Below are 21,836 nucleotides of genomic sequence, written 5' to 3'. Positions count from 1 at the left end.
AGCGATCTACATTCAAAAAGCAAGGGATCAGGGGTTTAGGGATTTACCTACTCCCTTTTTTATTTTTTTCTGAATACTTTTATATTCTAAAAACATAAACGCCAACGTCAACACCAGTGCGATCAAAGGCATTGGCAATTCATTCATCTTTACATACCACTCAGCCAAAGGATTGGGCAATATGACAATATCTGTGTCAATGGAGGAAACGTAGTCCGCTCCTGTTGACAGTAATTTACCATCAGACAGCAGCGCAATGGGCTGATGATAATCAGTTTGAAAATTTGAATTATCCTCTGTATACACTTGTAATGTATGGGCAACACCGCCCCATTCGGGCTTGAAAACCGAGATAAAAGAGGAATTCTCATTAATCCAAAGCCGCCCGAGAGCATCTACTTTTATGTGCATATAATGAATGTAAGGCTTATCAGCGATGACGACGGGCAGATGGGTTGTATCAACAACACCTGAAAGAGAGATTTTTTGCACTGACCAGCCCGATTGATCTTGTATAAGTAGGAATAAGTTGCCATTCAAATCAAGACTGAAATCTTTAAGAGTAAAAAAATCTGTTTTATCCGGCAAGAAATATTCCTGTTTCTGCCAGGAACCATATGAAAACAGATAAACAGTGTATGCATCTTCACCAGACATTAAGACCAGAAACTCACCTTTACTCAACTGGTGTATCCGCCTGAACGAAAGATCCTCTTTTAAGGCACTTTCGGGTCTGGGGATATCAAACCATTCACCTGTCTGGCCGGATATATGAATTAAACGCGTCGAGTCCTCGACCAGAGCGATCACCCACGCCTCGTCGCCGTCAATGACCATTTCTTCGGATATGAAAGAATTGTTGTAAATTATTAGTATACGGAATGATCTGCCACGTGTTCGTGTGATACATAACCCGATCTTCCATCCATATTATCGGGTTGCCAGCCTCGTCTGCGCTGATTACAGAAAAGTAGGTGATTTCAGACTCAGGCAATTCGAATTCTCTTTCCAAGCCGTCCACGCCCCGGTAATAAACAAAATAACGGTCAGATGGAAATTTCTCAGATAAGAGCCAGAGACTGCCATCTGGGACAGAGTAGGAGCTTCTTAAATTTTCAAAAGCGGGAACCTTCTCCTCAACCTCCCAGGCATTCACAATCAGGGAGCGAAAAAATAAGTTCGAGTCAGTTATTATGAAAAAAAATACAATCGCATAAAGAATCAGCACCGCGACCATCCTAACTCTTGTTCTTTTTTTCCATTCAAGCTCGAATGCAAAAAATCCCTCTTCAAAACATTGCTCAGGCACGCGGGCGCGCAATTCTGTCAGGATATATTCTTTATCTCTCTTTTCAAAAGAAAATGGAGCCAACCACATGGAACTTCCATTCGCGTCAATGATTCTCCAGGTTTCGCCATTCAATACCTCATGCTTAATTTTGGTAATGGATTTGTAGTCTATAGTAAAAGGTCTGTAAAACCTGGGAAGAAACTTTCCGGCACCATGTATTGATCGTAGCTCAAGCGCCGTAGGCCCAATCACAAGTTCCATTTTATGCAGGGCGTATAAAATTAGTGTCTGCCAAAGCGCAAAAGCCAGAATATAGAAAAACACAAAACTTATAAAAACCGGCAGAATAAAAAAATCCTCAAAAAATAAGGACTGCACAGCGAGGTATCCCAAAAAAACTACAGTTCCATAAAAAAGGACAACTATGAATATCAAAGAAATTTTTGCAGAAAATCGAGGTTTGAATTTCATATGTATTTCCTCCCGAGGTTTGGTTGAAAGCTTAAATGTAGTGAAATTATAGTACCAAAGCCGGGCATTTATCTCCCGGCTTTATGTTTACAGCGTTCTAGTGGCTCCCCCATCTACATCAAGGATCGCGCCTTGAATATATGCAGCTTGTGGTGATGCGAGGAAGGCGACGGTGCGGGCGATCTCTTCCGATTCGCCAAAGCGGGCGATGTTTAGTTTCTTCGCCATTTGAATTGTGGCTTCTTCCATGCTGATATTTTGTTCGGCGGCGAAGGATTTAATTCTGGTTTGCAGTCTTTCGGTTGCAATCGAGCCGGGATTAATCGCATTGACCCGCACGCCGTCTTTTATTCCACGGTCAGCGAGGACTTTGGTGAGATTCATCAGCGCGGCGTTGACGGTGCCGCCGATGGCGAATTCAGCAGAACCAGTCCGCCCGCCGATGCCGATGATGTTAATAATGCTGCCTTTACTTTGCATCAGGTGCAGCCATGATGCGCGCGAAAGGCGCATGGCTCCATAAAATTTTAGGGCGAAGCCGTCTGTCCATTCTTCGTCGGTCAGGGAGAGGAAGTCACCGCGTTTGGTGGCGCCGGCATTGTTGACCAGCAGATCGAGCGCGCCAAATCTTTCAAGCGTGGCATCCACTACGCGGGCGGCTGAATCAGCGTGGCGCATGTCAATGGACAGAGGCAGGCTTTCGGTCGGGAGAGATGCGGAAAATTCATCCAGCGCAGAACGGGCTACAAGAGTCAACTTCATTCCTTCGGCAGATAATATGCGGGCGATGGAATTTCCAATTCCTTTGCTTGCACCAGTGATGATTGCGATTTTGTTTTTCAGTTCAAGGTTCATGCACTGATTATATCTTCACCGCGACGCCAGGCGCGGACCATGAAAAAGGTGACGATGATGGATGTGCAGATCATGGAGGGAATGAGAATGATCGGCATCAACCATCGCTCAAAAAATTTATTGATCTGCGCTGTGTTCGGATCAGCCGGATCGTACAACACAGTCACTTCTTCATTCAAGCGATACGCGGGCGGATCGGAGGCGGTGCCACCTTCAAAGGAATACGTGCGGCCATCTACTTCAAATTCGACAATCGGGACATAGGTGCAGCATCCCCCATCACCGTCACTCTGTTCATTAAGACGCACAACAATGCCGGTTGTGGTTTTGCCGTTGGTTTGCAGTTGCCAGCTGACATACGCAGCATACACGCCCCACAAACAAAATGCCATAAAAAACAAATTGGCAAATATTGTGGCACAGCCAATGTATAAACGGTTTGCACCACGCACGACTTTTTCAGCGGCGTTCACGGCCTTATCAACATTCTTTTCGTATGCGTCCATAGATCACCTCTAAAGTTTCTGGTTCTGATAAAGATTAAACGCTCTCCCGTAATTAACGGGAAAGAGCCTAAATACAAAAAAAAGGATTTAGTTTGCAGGCGTTTTTCCTTCGTGCTCTTTGTGTCCTTCGTGGTTAAGAAAGGTTTTCCGCGAAGCGATTCTCACCGCCTACGGATTGACGACTCGAAAATAATTTCTAAGTTTTTGGCATACACCGCATATCCGCGCGGACCGGCGAACAATTGCGTGCGTCCATCTATATCGGTGCGCTGGGCAATGGGCTGGGCCATGTCCACTTTGCTCCACCATGCCACAGGTACAAGCTCGGTATTGCGCCACTGTGTGTTGGCCCACGCGCCGTTCCAACGGTCGCCGCGATTATTTAAGACATAGATCAAACCGGGCTGGTCGCCATATCCGCTGCGTTGCATGATATAGAGATCATCTTCCAAATACAATACATTGGTTGAACCGGCGGCATATTTTTCGTGCGCACTGACCAGCGCAGCGATTCCATGCGGCGTGCCTTCAAGTGCCAGATTGAAATTATAGTAATCCTTCCAGAACACACATGGGTATCCCTCATGGGTCATGATGTAGGAATACGCCAGCAATTTATCATTTGTGATCGGGCGCCCTTCATCACGCAGGTCGTGATTCTCAACAAATGTAACCGCACTATAGTTTTGCTTCTGCAAAATGGATTCGCCCTGAACCAGATTCTTCAAACTAAATCCATATTGATCGCATAAATTCTTAAGCAATTCACGCAGCGGAAAATCAAACACATCCACGGGATTGGTATTTGAAAAATTTGCCTGATTGACCCAATTGAGCGTGTTGCCCGCGCCGTCCCAATATTCCGCAACGCCATACGGCTTAAGATATTGTCCATCGCGCATGTACCGATATTCTTGAATCGATTGGATCGTGGATGCCGTAAAACCTTTCACAAAGTCATAACGAAAACCATCGAAACCAACTTCCTCGATCAGCCAGCGCGTGAATTTCAAAATCTCAGCATACACATACGGATTGCGATGCGAGAGATCGGGCATGTCACCGAAGGTCATCTCGTCCCATGATTCATACATACTTGGATGAAACGATTCCCAATTGCGGATGAATTTTCCGCTTTTCGGATTGAACGATGTCCAGCGTGACTGGCCTGTAATGGGATTTACTTCCTGTGCATCTGCGCCTGAATTGTGATTAATGACAATATCCGCGATCAGACTTAACTGATGCCTGTGTGCGCTTTCAATAACAGACTCCAGCTCCTGGCGCGTGCCAAACCAGGTTGGAACGCCTCCCTTTTGGTCAAACTCACCGAGGTCATAATAATCATAAGGATCGTAGCCCATCGATGGTCCAAAAAGATTCGCAGCCTTATGGATCGGCGGAAGCCACAAGGATGTAAATCCCGTCTTTGCCAGCGCGGGGATCTTCTCGTTTATATAATTCCACCATTGAAATTCTTTTTTGTCTTCACGGGGACAATCCCAGTGAAACGTTTGCATCATGACGCCCATGTTAATCCTCCTGAAAAAATTTGCAAAACGCGGAATTATCTCCGCGATCAACACTACAGACTCAACTCAATCCCCACCACCAAAGCATCCCTGCCCCAGTCACTTAATGGCTGGCCTTCCTGCCAATCCTGATATTTTCCTGCCAGCATATGGCGTGCCATCGTTTCTTCTTTGTCATCGCTCACGATGCGCGCAACGCCCGTAAAAATATACTTTGCGATTCGTACCGTCACGTTGGGATTTGCAATTAGATTTTTAACCCAATGCGATTGATCTCCGCCGCCTGACAAAAGATAGAGCGAGTTTCCATGAATTCCAAACCAGATCTCGATCTCATGCGGATTTCCACTCTTGCGGCCGATCGTGGTCAGATAACAGTAATCCTGTTTTGTAAGTTGCGAGAGAAGTTCGGTTAAGTTTTCCATCAACACCTCTAATAATCATACTGATTGATATCAATCGCTTCATTTGAGAGAAAATACGTCTGCGCGGGCAGAAGCAAATGCTTACGCTTCCAGGTGGCATACACAGTGGTACAGGAGGAACGCGGCAATCGTTTGATAAGCGCCGAGTCATATAACATAATGGAACGGCTGGTGATATTTTCGATCACAGTCCAATGGTCGTGATAGCCCTGTAGACCCAGAATGATGGCACGGTTTGAAGTGCCATCTAAAAAATTCTGCATCGATTTCCAAAATTTTGTCAGATCGGGATTTTGCACACCGCGCCAGGGAATTTGTACGTTGGATATTCGCTGCTTGCCCACCACCTTGTCTAATATCGTTAACATTTCGGTGTGGATAATTCCCCCGATCAATAATTTACTCAATAATTTTCGACGTGTAAGAAAATGAACGAGATCATCGAATAATTGCTGTGTCTCTTCATCTGATGAATGATTGATAAACCGCTCGGCATTGATAATGCTGTATAAACCGCACAGTGAATCCAAACCGCCTTGTTGGAACGGGGGAAAACTTGATATATCCCGTGAATATCCTTTCATAAAGACCTCCTTTCTTTATTATCACACCAGGATGCAAAGCCGGGATCAATCCTTCTTTCCGAAATATCCAAACGCGATCAGCACCGCAGACATTAAGGCTGTTGCGATGCCGGTCCGCAGCAGGTCATTGGTATCCTTCACTTCCAGCAGTTTCTGCAAAAACTTAACGCCCATCACCAGCACGATCATGCTGCTCAACTTGGCCTTCAATTCATACAGGTCATGCGCCAGCATCCACTGGGGCAGATCAAGCTTACCGATGAACAATTCATACAGACTGACCGAAAAGATCAATAAGGCCGTTGCAATCAGAAAACTATCCACGATCTCGATCAAGTCCACTGTGATGGCTTTGTCTTTGCCAAGAGAAGTGATCACCAGAGAAATGGTGTTCACTGTGTTCAGCGTGCCCCATGCAAACGCCGCGAGCGCCGCCAGCAGCAAAGAGATCACGCCGATCAATGCAAGATATTTCGATCTTTCCAGAATAAGTTTCATGTCAATTTCTCCAAAGGTGTTTCCATGATGCAAAATGTTGCAGGCAAGGTTTCTGCACTGCAACATTTTCTATTTTCGTCATATCCCGTCAATTATTCTTCGCCGTGCATCTTGCGGTACAACGCGCGCAAATTGCGTCGATGCAGTGTCTCAGCCAGACCGCCGAGGTGGACACGGCTCTTTCCGCATTCCTCGATCGTGATCGCATCAAGATACTCATCCACATTCTTGCGCTTGCCCGCAGATTTTACAGCCTTCTTGATATTGTTCAGGTAATTCAAATTCTCTTTGACCGCCGCATCGATCTCACCGCGCACAATGATATCGCCGTGGCCCTGAATAATATTCTCCAACCCCAGTTTTCCGATCCGCTTGATCGAGGCGAGCATGTCATCAATGTCGCCATCCACAATCTAAGGCAGCGACATGAAAGCATCACCCGCGAAAAGTACTCGATCTTCCTCCACCAGCACGGAAATCCCATCATCGCTATGGCCAAAAGATTGTGAGAAGACAAGATTCTTCTTGCCCACACGCATCGTCAACTCACCAGAATCAAATGTCAGATGAGCAGGAACGATCTTCACCTGCCGCAAATTCGGGTTCTGCTTGCGAGCCGCTTCCAAAGAAGGAATACCGCGCTCGATCAATAATTCACGACATTTGGCATGACTGATCACCGTGGCGCCGGGGAAAAAACAATTTCCCCAGGTATGGTCGGCATGATAGTGAGTATTGATCACATAGCGCACCTGCACGCCCAACTCATGCTCAATGAACTCACGCATTCCCAGCGTTTCTTCAGGCAAAGCCAGGGTATCGATCACCACCGCCCATTGCGGGCCTACAATCACTCCAGCCGTCACCTGCGCATATACTTCACTTTGGAACCAAAAAACGTTTTCAGATACTCGTTCGCGATGCATACATCAACCTTATACATGAATTTAAACCATATATGTTAATAGCACAAATCAAGACAAATTACAAGTCATATAGACAAATTTTTGGCTGGAGATTGGAGAGCAGACCTTTATTTGCTTGATTAGGCCAGTTATAAGTGATAAACTTTGTACAATGCCTGTGGATATTCTTGTCGTTACCCCTTCTTCCACACTTGGAGAAACCATCCGTCGTACATTGGAAGAGACGGATCTATATCGCATCCATGTGGTTAATAACAAGGCATCTGCTGTTGTGCGTGCAGACGAAATTGGTGCTCCGCTGGCCATGTTCGATCTGGCTCTCGGTGAGGAATGGGTGCAGGAAATTGCCCACGCCCTGCGTACCGTTCGACCAGGCATTAATATTATCATCCTGTGTGATGATAATATCATACCGCCTCCATTTGATGGTTTGCGCCCCTGGATTCTCGTCCGCAAACCTTTTAGAATGACGGATTTTATGACCGCAATCAGTCAACCTCAATCCTCCCCCTCGATTCCGCAATCCAACACGGTTACAGCTTTGCCGTGGTTAAGCGATGTAACCAAAGCCGCTCAGCATCTTACGCGGCTCACGCTTGAGTCATCTGCGCAGGCCGCGTTGATCACACGCAAAAGCGATCTATGGGCATACGCGGGCGGACTTTCAAACAGCGCCGCAAAAGAAGTGGCTCAAACGGTCACCCGCAACTGGGATGGACAAAAAGGTTCAGACCTGCTGCGCTTCATCCGGCTTGAAAGTACAAAAGCCGAACACATGTTGTACGCCACACGCCTCGCAACCGACACGGTGCTTGCGCTTGTCTTTGACGCAGAAACTCCCTTCAGCACGATCCGCAGTCAGGCCAGTCAACTAGTGACAGACCTCGGCAACGATAAAACCGATTCACAAAAAGCCCCGGCCAGACCGGCTTCAAAATCAACTGTTGATTTCCCTGCCGACATGACGGATGAGGAAGCTGAAATGGATGTTCCTCCCATTTCAGATATTCTTTCCAATGTGCCGCCGCCCAATCCCGAACCCGCAACCTCCCGCGACTTTGGACAGCAGCGTAAAAAAGCAAACTTTGATCCCAACGAAACACGCATCTCTGAATCGCTTTCAAACGCGTCGGTTTTCAATCGGGATGCTCCCCCCTCTTTCAGAGAAATTTCACCCTCCATCAGACAGGATCATCCAGTGATGACAGAGCAGCCCCGCGGTCCAGTAATGGATACGCAGGCTCAAACATCATTCGATGAAGTGGATGTTACTGCGCCTGCGCGTCCACGTCCGCAGCAACGACCGCAAACTCCAGTTGGAAGACCCGCGCCCGGTGATTCAGATGTGACGCGCGAAAGCCCAACCACAGATGCCGCGCGTAAATTACTGGTAGAACCAACCACGGCAGGACTGTATCATCTGACCTATGCCTGTCTGCTCGTGCCGACGCTTTTCATCACACTATATCACCGGTGACCTTTCGGAACATCTCAGTGAATGGCTGCCAAATATTTGTGTGGCTTTCGGCTGGCGATTGGAATATCTCTCTGTACGCCCCGAATATTTGCAATGGGTGGTCAATGTGCAGCCCAATACTTCGCCGGGTTACCTCATGCGCATCATGCGTCAACAAACTTCTGAAAAGATTTTCAGCGACTTTAATCGTTTGAAGAAAGAAAATCCATCAGGCGATTTCTGGGCTCCAGGATATTTGATCATGGGCGGCACACAACCCCACCCGCCGCAACTGGTTCGCGATTACATCCGCCAAACCCGTCAACGTCAGGGGCAGGAAATTCAATCCGAGCCGCGCAGTCCACGGGTACGTGACTGAAGAAGAGGCGCAGAGTATAATCAACTCTGCGCTTTATTTTTTAACCTATCCATCCAATTCAATCCAACTCCCATATTCACAACTTCCCCTATGCCACCTACACTTTACTTAATTGACGGACATGCTCTTGCCTATCGTATGTATTTTGCCCTGACCGCAGGCGCAGGCAGCCAGCGCTGGCAGACCTCCACCGGCGAACCCACAGCTGGAGTGTACGGCTTCGCGCGCGAACTCGTCCGCATTTTGGAGCAGGAAAAGCCCGAATACATGGCCGTGGCCTTCGATGTCGGCAAAACTTTTCGCGATGCCATCTTCCCCGAATACAAAGGCACACGCGAAAAAATGCCCGATGACCTGCGTCCGCAGTTGGACCGCATTCGCCAGATGGTGGATGCCTTCCACATGCCGCGCCTTGAAATGGAAGGCTTCGAAGCAGATGATGTACTCGGCTCCGTGGCAAAGATCGCCGCTGAGCAGGGACTCGGCGTAAAGATCATCACCGGTGACCGCGACCTTTTGCAGCTGGTCAACGAACGCACCGCCGTTTATCTCGCGGGCGATGACCAAACCTACATCACCGATGCAGATGTAATCAAGAAGCTCGGCGTGCGTGCCAATCAGGTGGTGGATTACAAAGCCATCGTGGGCGACACATCCGACAATATTCCCGGCGTGAAAGGCGTGGGCGAAAAAACCGCCATTTCATTGCTTGAAAAATTTGGCACACTTGATGCCATTTATGCAAATCTTGATCAGGTTGAAAATCGCTGGAAAGGCAAACTTGAAACCAGCAAAGAAGCCGCAGACATGAGCTACCACCTCGCGCTCATTTGAACAGACCTGAAGATCCCGATTGATCTTGAAGATGCAAAAGTAAAACCATTTGACGGAACCGCCCTCGAAGAATTTTTCAAGGCGATGGAATTCCGCACCCTCTTGAACAAAGTCCCCGCCATCAGCGGCGGATCAATTACCGCGCCCGCACCTGCTCCTGCTTCGATGAAACCTGCCAAGTCTGCCAAAACCAAAAGCGGACAATTCTCCATGTTTGTCAACGAGCCGCAGGTTGTATATGAATCAAATGCGCAGAAGCCCAACATCGAAGTTGTGATCGTGGACACGCCTGAAAAATTAAAAGACCTCACAAAAGAACTAGCGCAGGCAAGCGTCATTTCATTTGATACAGAGACAACCTCCACAGAAGAAATGCGGGCTGAGATCGTGGGTATTTCACTCGCCATCAAACCCGGTGCCGGATATTACATTCCCGTGGGACATACCTCTGGCAATAACCTGCCCATCGAAACTGTGATCGCCGCCCTCACCCCGTCCATGACGGATGCAAAGATCGGCAAGGTGGCGCATAATGCAAAATATGATTACATCATCCTCGCCCGCTATGGACTGGTCATCACACCCTTAACTTTTGATTCCATGCTGGCCGAGTTTGTGATCGATCCATCCTCACGCAGTTTGGGATTAAAGAATCTGGTTCAGACCCGGCTGGGCGAAGAGATGACTCACATCGAAGAGTTGATCGGCAAAGGCAAGAATCAACTCAGCATGGCGGATATTTCCATTGAATCAGTTGCACCCTACGCCGCCGCAGATGCCGAAACCGTTTTGCGCCTGATGCCAATTCTGCAAAAAGATATTGTCCGTGCCAACGGAACAAAGTTGCTGGCAGAAATAGACCTGCCGCTTACTCCAGTATTGGCTGAAATGGAAATGACGGGAATTCTGCTTGACCTGCCTTTCTTCCAGAAAATGTCTGAGGAACTTACACAGCGCATTGCCGATATCGAAAAGCGGGTTTTTGAATCGGTCGGCAAACCATTCAACATCAATTCAACCCAGCAGCTTTCCGATGTGCTCTTTACACATCTGCGTCTTGAGCCGCCTGATAAAAGCAAAAAAACCGCCAGCGGACATTACTCCACATCTGCCGATGTGCTTGAGAATATGCGCGGCAAACATCCCGTTGTGGATATGATCCTCGAAAATCGCGAACTGTCAAAATTAAAATCAACTTATATCGACGCACTGCCCGCGGCAACGGATTCACAAACCGGACGTGTTCACACATCCTATAGCCAGATCGGCGCAGTGACGGGACGCATCTCATCCTCCAATCCCAATCTGCAAAACATCCCCATCCGCACCGAGGAAGGCCGCCGCGTGCGCAATGGATTCATCGCCGAAAAAGGCAGCGTGCTGCTTTCGGTGGATTATTCACAGATCGAGTTGCGCATCGTGGCGCACATGGCAAAAGATGAATCAATGCTCGCCGCATTTAGAGCCGGAGAGGATATCCATGTCACCACCGCCGCAGCAGTCTACGGCGTGGAAAATGATGCGGTGACCAAGGAAATGCGCCGCCATGCGAAAGCCATCAACTTCGGTCTCATCTACGGCATGTCTGCCTTTGGTCTGGCACGTTCCACCGAGTTGACTCTCGCCGAAGCAGAAAACTTCGTCAAGACTTATTTCACAAAATTCCCGGGCGTAAAAAAATATCTGGATGAGATTCGCCAGCTTGCCGGTCAGCAGGGATACGTTGAGACTTTATTAAATCGCCGCAGATACTTCCCCGCGCTGCAAGGCAAGATCAATCCGCAAATGAAAAATCGCGAAGAACGCGAAGCCATCAACGCCCCTATTCAAGGCACAGCCGCAGATATCATGAAGATCGCCATGCTGAAGATTCCTTCTGCGCTCAAGGCCGCCGGATTAAAATCCAGAATGCTTTTACAGGTACACGATGAACTCGTATTGGAATGTCCGAAGGATGAAATGCAAAAGACCGCGCAAGTCGTTCAGGAAACCATGGCAAACGCCTACCCGCTAAGCATTCCACTTGAAACTGAAGCAAAAGCAGGCAGAAGCTGGGGCGAGATGCAGGTCTTAAAATAATTTACACAAATCATACAATAGAACCATTCGTGAAAAAACTTTGCAAGGTTATAATTACATTGAAATAATAAACATCCAAAGTATTTGACAGTAGAATTGGAAACTTATGCCCGGACGAGAAGACACCTTCCAAAAAGCAATGAACGACGGCCACTCAGCGGCCTGGGATCAAGAGTGGGATAAAGCCGCCGCTGCCTATCGCCGCGCCTTACAGGAATTTCCCGATCATCCAAAGGCACTTAACAGCCTCGGCCTTGCGCTTTATCAACTAGGCAATGTTGATGAGGCCTTGCAAATCTACATCAACGTTTCAAAAATTTCACCAGACGATCCCGTTCCAGTGGAAAAAGTGGCGCAGCTTTCCGAACGGACTGGTGACCTGAAGACCGCCGTGGAAGCAGCCATGCGCGCGGGAGACCTCTTTCTCAAACAACGGGATACTGAAAAAGCGCTCGAAAACTGGGTGCGAGTTACCAATTTAAATCCCGAACACGCCATTGCCCACTCGCGCCTCGCTCAAGTACATGAAAAACTCGGGCACCTGCAGCAAGCTGTTGTGGAATACCTTGCCATTGCCAGCATCATTCAACGCGCAGGCAATGCTGAAAAAACAAAAGAGATGGTGAATAAAGCACTGTCGCTTTTACCCAACAGCCCCGAAGTAAAACAAGCGCAGACCTTGCTCAGCACAGGTCAACTCCTGCCCAAACCCATGCGCGGAAAGGGCGGGACGGGGCCGATTCGCATGGCGCAGGTAAAACAATTACAGCAGCCCCAATCCTCACGCGCATCAGGACTCGACCCTGTAGCGGAAGCGCGCCAAAAAGCATTAACTCAACTGGCAGAGCTGCTCTTCGAATACTCCGACGACAGCCCATCTGCCCAGGAACGACGCGGAATTTCAGCCATTATGAAAGGCACCGGCGGCCTCTCCCTGCAAAATTCCGAACAAACCAAAACAGTATTGCATCTCGGACTCGCCATCGATGCGCAGACCAAAGGCAATGAAACACAAGCCGCCGAAGAAATGGAACACGCCATTGAAGCGGGATTCAAACATCCCTCCATTTATTTCGCGCTTGGCCTTTTACGCTTCAAAGGCGAGCGGCTTGAAAGCGCCCAACGCTTCCTGCAAAACTCCGTCAAACATAATGATTACGCACTTGGCACACGTCTGCTGCTGGGTCAATTACATGTAAAGAAATCCCAATGGAACGCTGCCGCGCTCGAATATCTTGAAGCCTTAAAACTTGCCGACTCAATGACCATGTCAGCCGATAAAGCCGACGAAATGCGCCAACAATACGAACCATTGATCGAAGCGCACGAGAATCAAACCGATGAAACTGTCCTGAAAAAAGTATGCAACAACATCAATGGACTGCTCATGCGCCCCGATTGGCGCGAACAACTTCATAAAACACGCGAACAAATGCCGAAACAGGAAGGCGAGATGCCCGCCGCGCTTGCAGATGTGATCCTGCAAGTACAGTCCAGCACTGTGCTCGACTCCATGAACCGCATCAATCAACTGGCGCGTCTGGGAAGTCTGCGCTCCGCGATGGACGAAGCCTACGATGCGCTCCAGCACGCACCCACCTATCTGCCCCTGCACTCCCTCATGGGCGACCTGCTCGTACAGGAAGGCCGCACACCAGATGCCATCACAAAATTTAGCGTAGTGGCGCACTCCTACAGCGTGCGTGGCGAAGTATCACAAGCCACAAAACTACTGCGCCGCATCCTGCAGCTCTCTCCCATGGATCTCGGCTCACGCAACCGCCTGATCGAACAACTTGTAGCCCGTGGACAGATCGATGATGCCGTGCAGGAATATCTTGAACTGGCCGCCATCTACTATCGCCTCGCAGAATTGGATATGGCACGCAAAACCTATACCACCGCCCTGCGTGTGGTTCAACAAGGCAGCGCCAACCGCGACTGGAACACCCACATCCTGCAACGCATGGCCGATATTGACCTGCAACGACTGGACTGGAAACAAGCCCTGCGCGTCTACGAACAGATCCGCACCCTCGCCCCGGAAGATGAAACTTCGCGCAAACAATTGGTTGAACTTAACCTGCGCATGGCACAAACCGACAAAGCCATGAGCGAGTTGGAAAACTACGTCAGCTACCTCGAAAGCCAGAACAAGAATGATATCGCCATTCTGTTCATCGAAGAGATCATCAAAGACCACGCCGACCAACCACTGCTCAAACGCGCCCTTGCCGCACGGCTGCATCACTCACACCGCACCGACGAAGCCATCGCCATATTAGACACTCTCGGCGAAACCCTCATGCAATCCGGCGAAAAACAAAGCGCACTCGAAGTCATCAACCAGATCGTTTTGATGAACCCGCCCAACGCAGAAGAATATCGTCAACTGCTCATTCAAATGCAAAACAGATAATATATTGATGAAAAAAAACTGTCCGCCAAACTCATGGCGGACAGTTTTTCGTATCCCACTTAACTGTATCCTGCCCCCGTTTCGATCAACATTCCCACCCTTTTACAAATGACAACCATCCCACGATCTGTGACAAATATTCAAAGGGAAAAAATAACCTGCGTGCTATAATCCCAGCGATTTCAATATTGGAGAACCTATAAAATGCTAAAAACTCAAAACAACGCTGTGATGAAATGGCTGTATATCTTCGCCGTCGTCGTGGCATTTCTCGTCGTCTTCGGCGGATTTGTCCGCCTGACCCGCTCTGGCCTTTCCATCGTGGAATGGAATCCTATTAGCGGAGCCATGCCACCCATCGGCCAGCAAGCCTGGGAAGAGGAATTTGCCAAATATCAACTCACGCCCGAATACCTAAAGATCAACACCGGCATGACGCTCGAACGGTATAAATTCATCTTCTATATGGAATGGTTCCATCGTAACGTTGCCCGCACCGCAGGGTTGGTCTACGCTTTTCCTGTTTTCTATTTCCTCTTTAAGAAGATCATTCCGTTCAAAGAGTTTGGGATTTATTTTTTGATGGGAATGCTCTTCATCTCCCAGGCATTTGCAGGCTGGATCATGGTCGCCAGCGGACTTGTTGACCGTCCCGCCGTCAGTCACTTCAATCTGACGATCCATTTGCTATTGGCACTCACCTTATTCGGCCTCGCACTATGGACTGCCTTTGGGCATAAATATGGCTTTCACGATTCAAGCAAAAAAGCAAAATGGTCGCTGCCCACCAAATTATCATGGGTTGCACTGGGCCTTCTCGTGATCCAAATCACATACGGCGGATTCACCGCCGGCCTTAAAGCTGGCCACGTTTCTGATACCTGGCCCTTGATGTTGGGAGCATTAATTCCGCCAAATTTGTTCAACTCATGGATCAACGTATTTGAAACGCCGCAGACGATTGTCTTCATCCATCGCTGGTTTGCGTGGACGGGAATGATCCTCGTACCGGTGGTGTATTACATCGTCAAGAAACAAAACTATCCCGCCGATATCCAAACCGGACTCAAATGGTTGATCGGTGTGGTCGCATTGCAGATCACATTAGGCGTGCTGACCATTCTGTCTTATGTCAACATCGTGATCGCATTGATCCATCAGGCCAACGCAATCTTGCTGCTCGGCCTCGCCGTGTATTTCATCCACAGGTTCAGAGCGCTGGACGAAAAATAAAAGAATAAATTCAACAAAAAAGATGGAGAAGCATTTTATGCTTCTCCATCTTTTTATGTATCACCCTCGAAGCCAGAAAATATTTGGCGCAAGGCGTGCCACAGAATCTCAAATAATACACAAAATTAACTTTTACTATTTGGCAAGAGTAGCCTCCCAATAGCTTGTTATTGATCCTGCCGTGACAGTGCCTTCGAGTTTAGTATCTGAAACAAACGTTCCACTAATATATATTGCTTCGGTAAAACTGCAAGATTGCTCTATGCTGAAAGAAAAGAGTCCCTGATTGATGGGAATGCCCTGGTCTCCGATAACCAACGAACAGGATGTAAGATAGATTTGATAATAATCTATCATTTTTCCATTCTCACTAATTAACAACCTTACATTAGCACTTTCATGCTTATTTAGGTCAAGTGGAATACTGATATCTCCTACCCAGGCACCAGCAGCTACAGGAGAGGTAAACGGCTGTGAGGTAGATATACTCGTTAGGGTAGGCGTCAGCATAAGTGTCGGCCTTACCTGCTCCGGCCCACAACCCGTTATCACCAAACTAATGACCAAAGAAAAAATGGTTATTGTTTTAGCATTCATTGGCTTCTCCTTATTTTGTCGTGTGTCCATCCATCAATTAAAAGGCGCGTTGTCTGATTTCGAGATGGCACACTAGCCGCCCAATTGTATATCACCTGCGGAAGTTCACCATATAGGCCACAGCGATCACGCTCAGAAACAATCCCAGCAACGGAGGATGTCCACGAGAGGAAACTCAGGAAGAAGCCAAGGGGCAAAATCCGCATGACCATCAGCACGGGTAGGATAAAGCCCATTGACATTAGAATCAGGCCGAGGGTAAGCAGGAAGCGTGGAGATCTCATTGGGGTTGATACAGCCAGCAGGCCACAAAATGTTCGGGGGCAGGTTCAAATTCCAGGGGTTCCTTTTCATCACACAGCCCTGCAATAATTCTTGCGCAGCGCGGATGAAAACGGCAGCCCTTCGGCGGGTTAACCAAACTCGGCGGCTCACCCGGAGGAACCTCTTTGAATGTATCGGCATTGCGCGCATCAGGATCGGAAGTGGCAGCGAGTAATGCCATCGTATACGGATGAAAGGGATTCTCAAGCAGGCTGCGCGTTTCAGCTTTTTCGATCAGGTTCCCAGCATACATGACAAAGATGCGCGCGGAAAAATATTTCACAGTTGAAAGATCGTGCGTGATGTAAATCACCGAGAGTTGATATTTTTCCTGCAAAGCACTTAATATCTTTAATATCTCAACACGCACCGATGCATCCAACATGGAGACGGGTTCATCGGCCACGATCAATTTGGGTTGCAGGATCATGGCTCGCGCAATGACAATGCGTTGCTGCTGTCCGCCGCTTAGCATGTGCGGGAATTTAGTTAGATAATCATCGGCCGGATGAAGTTTTACTTCGCTCATCACGTTACGAATTCGCTCAAGCCTTTCCTGCTTATCCTTTACACCGCTGATGAGCAGCGGCTCTTCAAGAATTTGCTGCACATTCATAAAAGGCGGAAGCGCGCCGTACGGATCCTGTTGGACATAACCAATATCAAAACGATAATCGCGCAAAGCGTTGCCTTTTAAAGTGGATAAATTCTTCCCTTCAAAAATAAGTTCACCGCTGGTAGGGAGATGCAGCGCAAGGATGGTCTTCATCAAACTGGATTTTCCGCATCCTGACTCACCGACAACTGCCACCGTCTCCCCTTCTGCCAGATCAAAGCTGACACCGTCCACGGCTTTGACATAGCCCGCGTGACCGAAGCCAAAGCGGCGCAATTCATACCAGACATGCAGATCACGAATCGAGAGCAAGGTCTCATGCGGTTCTTTAATCGTAGCTGTCATCTTATTTACCTTTCTTAATTCAGTGATCGTATCTGCATTCATAAGCACGGATTCCTTTATGGCCAAAACTTCGGAAAGCCTGTTTGTTTATTTTCTATTTTCCGTAGCCGATCCAAAACCGGTCTGCAAACCTTTCAAACATTCCATCATGCCCAAATGACGGCAATCATGCGAAAGAAAGACGAGCAGATTTAAGCGGATATTTTGCAGCTTCTTCTTCAACTCCTCATCCACATTGTCGAAGTTGGGATAGCGCTCATCAAGCAATTCAACGAATTGCTCCAACGCTTCATAGGAACGGCACAGATATTCCACCAGCTCGTCTTTGCGTGGAATGGGCAGTGTGGCAGCGATCTCATCGGAAAGGCCGGTTCCGACTGTGGCATTCAGCTCAGTGGGAAAGCCCCATTTTTTCGCCAGGTCTTCTTTGGCCCAAATCTCTTTGGCTTCACCAAACTCTTCGCCGAGTTGAGGCGTGCGCTCCAAAATTACGGTTTTCAGAAAATCCGATTCGCGTGCAAGATGCCAGAGATGGAATCCGATCGAAGTGCTGTAGCCTTTCGGCTTCCAATATAATTGATCTTCATCAAGGCTTTGAGCAAATTCGATCACAACCTTATGAATATCCTTGAACATAGAATGAACATCGTAAAGAGCTTGTGGTGACATGGAGTTTCCTTTTATTATTTTCTGTATCGCACGTGCAAACCCTAAAGGTCTGCCTTGCTTTCATAAAAACCTGATTAACAAAAAAGACCTTTAGAGACTGTTTAATAAGTCTGTTTTTTTGACCATAACACTTGCGCCGCACGCCAGTGCAGGTGAGGCACAAAGTCTCTAAGACTCTAAGGAAAAAAACTTCGTGGCTTTGTGTCTTTGTGACTTAGTGGTTAAGTTATTAAACAGCCTCTTAGGGTTTTTGCGAGAGAGTAGAGAATTGTTTTATTCATGCAGCCAGCATTTCACCTTGCGGTTTCCTTTTTGAAAAACAGGAGGTTCTTCTGTACATTTCTCAAAGCGGAATGGACAACGCGCCGCGAAGCGGCATCCCTTGGGCGGATTGGCAAGGCTGGGCGGTTGACCGGTAATAAACATCGGGTCAGATTCACTCCTCAAGCGAGGGACGCTTGCCATCAGCATTTGCGAGTATGGATGCAAAGGCGCGGGGAAGAAATCTTTTGCATTGCCTGTTTCCACGATCTGGCCTGCGTACATAATAGCGACTTCATCCGCGAGTTCACTGGAGGTGGCGATATCGTGCGTAATGAGGATGAAGGATGTTCCAAGTTCATGTTTGATGCGTTTTAGCACATTCATGATGTTGGCTTGAGTCAACAGATCCAAAGCGGAAGTGGGTTCATCCAGAACGATCAAGCTGGGAGAAGTGATCAGCGCCATCGCTAGTGCCACACGCTGACGCATCCCGCCGCTCAATTCAAACGGATAGCGGTCTACAAAATCCAAAGGCACGCCAACGTGTTGGAACATTTTATAAACAAGCTTCAGCGATTCAGCTTTGCTTAATCCCAAATGCAAAAGAGCGGGTTCGGCAACCTGATCCCCCACCTTGAGGACGGGATTGAGCGCGTTCATGGCGGCTTGCGGCACAAGTGACATGCCCACCCAGCGCACGTTCTTGCGATACTCGTCATTGTTAAGAGTCATCACATCCACGCCTTGCAGAAATACTTTGCCGGTGTATTTATCCACGTTGCGCGGAAGCAGACGCAGCAGCGCTTTTGAAAGCGATGTTTTGCCGCAGCCCGATTCGCCGAGAATGACAACGGCGCGGTTGTAATCCAGATCAAAGTTGACACCGTCCACGGCTTGCACGGCGCCGGTCTGCGTGCGGAAGTGGAGAACAAGGTTCTCAATATGCAGAAGTCTGGGGGCGTCCATTGTTTTTAACACGGGATTTTCCAAAAGCAGATTTCGCGACTCCATCGTTACACCCCTCTCAAGCGCGGATTAAAAATACGGTCCAATGAATAGCCGAGCATGGCGAAGGCCAGCCCGGTCAGCATCAGCAAAACAGAAGGCTCAAGCACCCAGTAATATTGTCCTTGAAAGAGTGCGCCGTTTGCGCGGGCATCGTCGATCACTTTGCCCCAGGTGGGCAGAACGGGGTCGCCTAATCCCAACACAGCCAGTGAGGCTTCGAGAAATACGAAGGCGGGAATGACCGTCACCAATTGCGGAATGAGAATTGGAATAATACGTGGGATCAGATAACGAAAAATAATGCGCCATTGACTCGCACCATAAGAACGCGCTGCTTCAATATATGGTGACTCTCTCACTTGTAAAAAATTGCGCGGTAGGCTTTGATCTGTCCGCTGAAGATGTTGAGCAGAATGGTCACGCTTAGAATCACCCAAATACTGCGTGAATAAAATGTACCAACCATAATAAGTATCGGCAGAAACGGAAGCACCAAACTGATCTCCGTCAGGCGTTGAATTAATTCATCGAGCCAGCCGCCGAACCATGAACCTACAGCCGCGATGATCATGGTGATGATGGTCGTGCCAAATGCGGCGAGTAAACCAAATGCCAATGCAACCGGCATACCCCACAACAAAGCCACCGAAAGATCGCGGCGCTGATGATCTGTCCCGGCCCAGCCGTGCACCTGCCCATAGAGTACGAAATCTGCATCGATAACCGAATCAGGCTCAAAGGTCAGCGCAGAGATGCGCAGGGTGTAGAGTCCGCGCTGCGCCAGACGCGAATCATTTTCCGGCAGGAGGAATAATCCCTCGGCAGGAGTTTCCCCACCCAGACGACGCTGCAATTTGGCATCCTGCGAAAAATAGAGCGTATCTGTCGAACCGATAGCTGTATCAGCAATTCGAATTTCTCTCCCATCGGGCGTGATCCACAAGATCGAAACATACGGTTCCTTGGCCGTGAATGTGGACGTGAAATAAACTGCGAGTTCCTTGGGGAAACGCATCAAACGAATAATCAAAAGTGTAGGTGAGAAGTGTTTCAGAAATGCCGTCACCTTTATCGGTGATGATCTTTTCAGCGCTGCCTTCGGAGGAACTCAAGACAATTGACTCAGGCAATTTCTCGCTGCGAAAATAATTTGTCCACGCGGGCGGAGCGGCAACCGGATTCTTGTACCAGACCCCTTCCCCGCCGCGCCACAAACGAATCGCTTCGTTATAGGGAATGCTGGTTACGGCGTAGACAGAAATAGCCAGAAAGCCAAAGATCATAATCATGCCCGCGATGGCAGATGGATACTGCGCGAGGTCTTTCAGCGATTTGCGAAATGCGATCATTGCTTGTTTCCTTCAGAGCCGATCTTCACACGCGGATCAACAAGAGCAAAAATAAAATCAAGCGCGAACACAGTGATCGCAAGCAGATAGGCAAAGATGACCGTTGAACCGACGATGACAGGAATATCGAATAAACCAACTGCCTGAAATAAAGTGCGCCCCAGGCCGGGCCAGTTGAAAACCGTTTCCATGATCGGTGCACCTGTCCATAAAAAAATGAGAATAAGAGCAAAGTTGGTGATGATGGTGGGAAGTGTGGGGCGCAGAATATAGCGGCGTTCAATGTCGCGGTCGCTTAATCCTTTGGCGCGTGCCATATCCACATAATCTTCACTTGAGAAAATAAGAAAGAACGTGCGCCAGTTGTACGCGCTTAAGAAGAGCGTACTCAATGCGATGGCAATGGTCGGCAAAATAAGATGATCCATCAAACTGAAAAAATACAGCATGGACGAATCTGGCGGAGGCGAATCGACCATGCCGCCAAAAGGAAACCAGCCCAGCACCCCCGCGAAGATCACGATCAGAAACAATCCATAAAACCAGCCGGGCGCGGAGGAAGTGGGAGCGAGGCCAACAATGAAACGGTCCCAAAAGCTGCCATAATTGCGTGACAGGTTAAGTGCGATCATCACACTTCCAAAGAAGAGAATGATGTTTGAAAAACCGAACAGCATCAGGGTCGGGGCGAGGCGCTCAAGGATGATGAGACGCACCGTGCGCGAGCCGCTGTCGCTCGACATCTTCTGTGCGCGGCCGAGATTCAAAGTCAACGCATCTGACATGTAATTCACCGTGCGCAGCATGAAAGGCTGATCGAGTCCGAGTCGTTTTTCTTCAAGACGGATCATTTCATCGATCCGCGCTACTTTGGCTTCCTGTGTCAGGTTGTCAAGCATATTCGAGCCGTTGACGCGCAGCATGATGCCCTCACGAATTTCCGCCCTGCGGATCGTATCCACATAGCCGCCCATATTGGCAATCAGAATGGTGAGAAAAATGCCAATGACCACGGTGACAAATAATGAGATCAGGCGCGCGGCTGTATATTTCAAAAGACGCATAAAACCGCTGGATGATTTTCTAACCGGAATCACAATCGGCTCAATAGGTTGTGCTGAAGTGGTCATGGCATTTCTCGCTATTTCGAGTGAGCAGTCACCTTCCTAAGGTGAC

Annotated in this window: 21 protein-coding genes and 1 pseudogene; 6 read left to right on the top strand and 16 right to left on the bottom strand. The window is 48.4% G+C overall.

The features are described 5' to 3' along the window. Positions 1–27: 27 nt before the first annotated feature. The 10 genes from IPL71_RS11335 to IPL71_RS11290 all read right to left on the bottom strand — a co-directional run bounded on the left by IPL71_RS11335 (position 28) and on the right by IPL71_RS11290 (position 7,088). Positions 28–810 carry a hypothetical protein gene (locus IPL71_RS11335; RefSeq protein WP_345321635.1) on the bottom strand — a complete coding sequence of 261 codons (783 nt, stop codon included), beginning with the start codon at positions 808–810 and terminating at the stop codon, positions 28–30. Positions 811–826: 16 nt separating this feature from the next. Further along, the gene (locus IPL71_RS11330) at positions 827–1,762 is read right to left on the bottom strand and encodes a hypothetical protein (protein WP_345321633.1); all 936 of its coding nucleotides are present in this window, start codon (positions 1,760–1,762) and stop codon (positions 827–829) included. 87 nt (positions 1,763–1,849) lie between these two features. Further along, a complete protein-coding gene (locus IPL71_RS11325; protein WP_345321631.1) occupies positions 1,850–2,617 on the bottom strand; it encodes an SDR family oxidoreductase in 768 nt (255 codons plus the stop codon). Beyond that, positions 2,614–3,123: a DUF3592 domain-containing protein gene (locus IPL71_RS11320; protein WP_345321630.1), complete on the bottom strand. Its 510-nt coding sequence runs from the start codon at positions 3,121–3,123 to the stop codon at positions 2,614–2,616. Before IPL71_RS11320 ends, IPL71_RS11325 begins: the two co-directional genes overlap by 4 nt. A 161-nt stretch (positions 3,124–3,284) precedes the next feature. Then, positions 3,285–4,655: an alpha-amylase family glycosyl hydrolase gene (locus tag IPL71_RS11315; RefSeq protein ID WP_345321628.1), complete on the bottom strand. Its 1,371-nt coding sequence runs from the start codon at positions 4,653–4,655 to the stop codon at positions 3,285–3,287. 53 nt (positions 4,656–4,708) lie between these two features. Next, positions 4,709–5,080 carry a nitroreductase family deazaflavin-dependent oxidoreductase gene (locus IPL71_RS11310; RefSeq protein ID WP_345321626.1) on the bottom strand — a complete coding sequence of 124 codons (372 nt, stop codon included), beginning with the start codon at positions 5,078–5,080 and terminating at the stop codon, positions 4,709–4,711. Positions 5,081–5,088: 8 nt separating this feature from the next. After that, positions 5,089–5,664, bottom strand: a complete 576-nt coding sequence (locus IPL71_RS11305; protein ID WP_345321624.1) for a hypothetical protein — start codon at positions 5,662–5,664, stop codon at positions 5,089–5,091. A 45-nt stretch (positions 5,665–5,709) separates the two neighbouring features. After that, positions 5,710–6,162, bottom strand: a complete 453-nt coding sequence (locus tag IPL71_RS11300) for a YqhA family protein (RefSeq protein WP_345321622.1) — start codon at positions 6,160–6,162, stop codon at positions 5,710–5,712. A gap of 92 nt (positions 6,163–6,254) precedes the next feature. Further along, positions 6,255–6,572, bottom strand: a complete 318-nt coding sequence (locus IPL71_RS11295) for a hypothetical protein (protein WP_345321620.1) — start codon at positions 6,570–6,572, stop codon at positions 6,255–6,257. A 3-nt stretch (positions 6,573–6,575) separates the two neighbouring features. Further along, positions 6,576–7,088: an MBL fold metallo-hydrolase gene (locus IPL71_RS11290; RefSeq protein ID WP_345321618.1), complete on the bottom strand. Its 513-nt coding sequence runs from the start codon at positions 7,086–7,088 to the stop codon at positions 6,576–6,578. 151 nt (positions 7,089–7,239) lie between these two features. Here IPL71_RS11290 and IPL71_RS11285 point away from each other — a divergent pair, with 151 nt between their 5' ends. From IPL71_RS11285 to IPL71_RS11260, 6 genes are all read left to right on the top strand, one after another. Further along, positions 7,240–8,565: a hypothetical protein gene (locus IPL71_RS11285; protein ID WP_345321616.1), complete on the top strand. Its 1,326-nt coding sequence runs from the start codon at positions 7,240–7,242 to the stop codon at positions 8,563–8,565. Then, on the top strand, positions 8,516–8,923 hold the full coding sequence (locus IPL71_RS11280; RefSeq protein ID WP_345321615.1) for a transposase: 408 nt from the start codon (positions 8,516–8,518) through the stop codon (positions 8,921–8,923). Before IPL71_RS11285 ends, IPL71_RS11280 begins: the two co-directional genes overlap by 50 nt. Before the next feature lie 90 nt (positions 8,924–9,013). Further along, on the top strand, positions 9,014–9,757 hold the full coding sequence (locus IPL71_RS11275; RefSeq protein WP_345321614.1) for a 5'-3' exonuclease: 744 nt from the start codon (positions 9,014–9,016) through the stop codon (positions 9,755–9,757). A 6-nt stretch (positions 9,758–9,763) separates the two neighbouring features. Beyond that, positions 9,764–11,836, top strand: coding sequence for a DNA polymerase I (polA, locus tag IPL71_RS11270; RefSeq protein WP_345321804.1), 2,073 nt, complete (start codon positions 9,764–9,766; stop codon positions 11,834–11,836). Positions 11,837–11,942: 106 nt separating this feature from the next. Next, positions 11,943–14,255: a tetratricopeptide repeat protein gene (locus tag IPL71_RS11265; protein WP_345321611.1), complete on the top strand. Its 2,313-nt coding sequence runs from the start codon at positions 11,943–11,945 to the stop codon at positions 14,253–14,255. Between the two features lie 204 nt (positions 14,256–14,459). After that, positions 14,460–15,488 (top strand): COX15/CtaA family protein, encoded by a 1,029-nt coding sequence (locus IPL71_RS11260; RefSeq protein WP_345321609.1) that lies wholly within the window; start codon positions 14,460–14,462, stop codon positions 15,486–15,488. A gap of 135 nt (positions 15,489–15,623) precedes the next feature. Here the strand turns inward: IPL71_RS11260 and IPL71_RS11255 are convergent, their stop codons facing one another. The 6 genes and pseudogenes from IPL71_RS11255 to IPL71_RS11230 all read right to left on the bottom strand — a co-directional run bounded on the left by IPL71_RS11255 (position 15,624) and on the right by IPL71_RS11230 (position 21,790). Then, positions 15,624–16,085, bottom strand: a complete 462-nt coding sequence (locus IPL71_RS11255; protein WP_345321607.1) for a hypothetical protein — start codon at positions 16,083–16,085, stop codon at positions 15,624–15,626. A gap of 280 nt (positions 16,086–16,365) precedes the next feature. Next, entirely contained in the window at positions 16,366–17,370 is a 1,005-nt protein-coding gene (locus IPL71_RS11250) for an ABC transporter ATP-binding protein (protein ID WP_345321802.1), read from the bottom strand. An 87-nt stretch (positions 17,371–17,457) separates the two neighbouring features. After that, positions 17,458–18,039: a DinB family protein gene (locus IPL71_RS11245; RefSeq protein ID WP_345321605.1), complete on the bottom strand. Its 582-nt coding sequence runs from the start codon at positions 18,037–18,039 to the stop codon at positions 17,458–17,460. 273 nt (positions 18,040–18,312) lie between these two features. Next, positions 18,313–19,269 carry an ABC transporter ATP-binding protein gene (locus IPL71_RS11240; protein ID WP_345321800.1) on the bottom strand — a complete coding sequence of 319 codons (957 nt, stop codon included), beginning with the start codon at positions 19,267–19,269 and terminating at the stop codon, positions 18,313–18,315. A 47-nt stretch (positions 19,270–19,316) separates the two neighbouring features. Further along, a pseudogene (locus IPL71_RS11235) lies at positions 19,317–20,660 on the bottom strand (ABC transporter permease). Continuing rightward, positions 20,657–21,790: an ABC transporter permease gene (locus tag IPL71_RS11230; RefSeq protein WP_514130770.1), complete on the bottom strand. Its 1,134-nt coding sequence runs from the start codon at positions 21,788–21,790 to the stop codon at positions 20,657–20,659. Before IPL71_RS11230 ends, IPL71_RS11235 begins: the two are co-directional and overlap by 4 nt. Positions 21,791–21,836: the final 46 nt, after the last annotated feature.

The organism is Candidatus Villigracilis proximus (genome assembly GCF_016717045.1).
In the GTDB taxonomy this organism is placed as follows: domain Bacteria; phylum Chloroflexota; class Anaerolineae; order Anaerolineales; family Villigracilaceae; genus Villigracilis; species Villigracilis proximus.
The sequence above is the reverse complement of the archived record's forward strand: the minus strand, read 5'-3'. Positions and strand labels throughout refer to the sequence as shown.

Bases quoted from the DNA above. Each gene is read 5' to 3' on its own strand.
- IPL71_RS11330 (WP_345321633.1), bottom strand. From the start codon at position 1,762: ATGAAATTCAAACCTCGATTTTCTGCAAAAATTTCTTTGATATTCATA.
- IPL71_RS11325 (WP_345321631.1), bottom strand. From the start codon at position 2,617: ATGAACCTTGAACTGAAAAACAAAATCGCAATCATCACTGGTGCAAGC.
- IPL71_RS11320 (WP_345321630.1), bottom strand. From the start codon at position 3,123: ATGGACGCATACGAAAAGAATGTTGATAAGGCCGTGAACGCCGCTGAA.
- IPL71_RS11315 (WP_345321628.1), bottom strand. From the start codon at position 4,655: ATGGGCGTCATGATGCAAACGTTTCACTGGGATTGTCCCCGTGAAGAC.
- IPL71_RS11310 (WP_345321626.1), bottom strand. From the start codon at position 5,080: ATGGAAAACTTAACCGAACTTCTCTCGCAACTTACAAAACAGGATTAC.
- IPL71_RS11305 (WP_345321624.1), bottom strand. From the start codon at position 5,664: ATGAAAGGATATTCACGGGATATATCAAGTTTTCCCCCGTTCCAACAA.
- IPL71_RS11300 (WP_345321622.1), bottom strand. From the start codon at position 6,162: ATGAAACTTATTCTGGAAAGATCGAAATATCTTGCATTGATCGGCGTG.
- IPL71_RS11290 (WP_345321618.1), bottom strand. From the start codon at position 7,088: ATGCATCGCGAACGAGTATCTGAAAACGTTTTTTGGTTCCAAAGTGAA.
- IPL71_RS11285 (WP_345321616.1), top strand. From the start codon at position 7,240: ATGCCTGTGGATATTCTTGTCGTTACCCCTTCTTCCACACTTGGAGAA.
- IPL71_RS11280 (WP_345321615.1), top strand. From the start codon at position 8,516: ATGCCTGTCTGCTCGTGCCGACGCTTTTCATCACACTATATCACCGGT.
- IPL71_RS11275 (WP_345321614.1), top strand. From the start codon at position 9,014: ATGCCACCTACACTTTACTTAATTGACGGACATGCTCTTGCCTATCGT.
- IPL71_RS11265 (WP_345321611.1), top strand. From the start codon at position 11,943: ATGCCCGGACGAGAAGACACCTTCCAAAAAGCAATGAACGACGGCCAC.
- IPL71_RS11260 (WP_345321609.1), top strand. From the start codon at position 14,460: ATGCTAAAAACTCAAAACAACGCTGTGATGAAATGGCTGTATATCTTC.
- IPL71_RS11255 (WP_345321607.1), bottom strand. From the start codon at position 16,085: ATGAATGCTAAAACAATAACCATTTTTTCTTTGGTCATTAGTTTGGTG.
- IPL71_RS11250 (WP_345321802.1), bottom strand. From the start codon at position 17,370: ATGACAGCTACGATTAAAGAACCGCATGAGACCTTGCTCTCGATTCGT.
- IPL71_RS11245 (WP_345321605.1), bottom strand. From the start codon at position 18,039: ATGTCACCACAAGCTCTTTACGATGTTCATTCTATGTTCAAGGATATT.
- IPL71_RS11240 (WP_345321800.1), bottom strand. From the start codon at position 19,269: ATGGACGCCCCCAGACTTCTGCATATTGAGAACCTTGTTCTCCACTTC.
- IPL71_RS11230 (WP_514130770.1), bottom strand. From the start codon at position 21,790: ATGACCACTTCAGCACAACCTATTGAGCCGATTGTGATTCCGGTTAGA.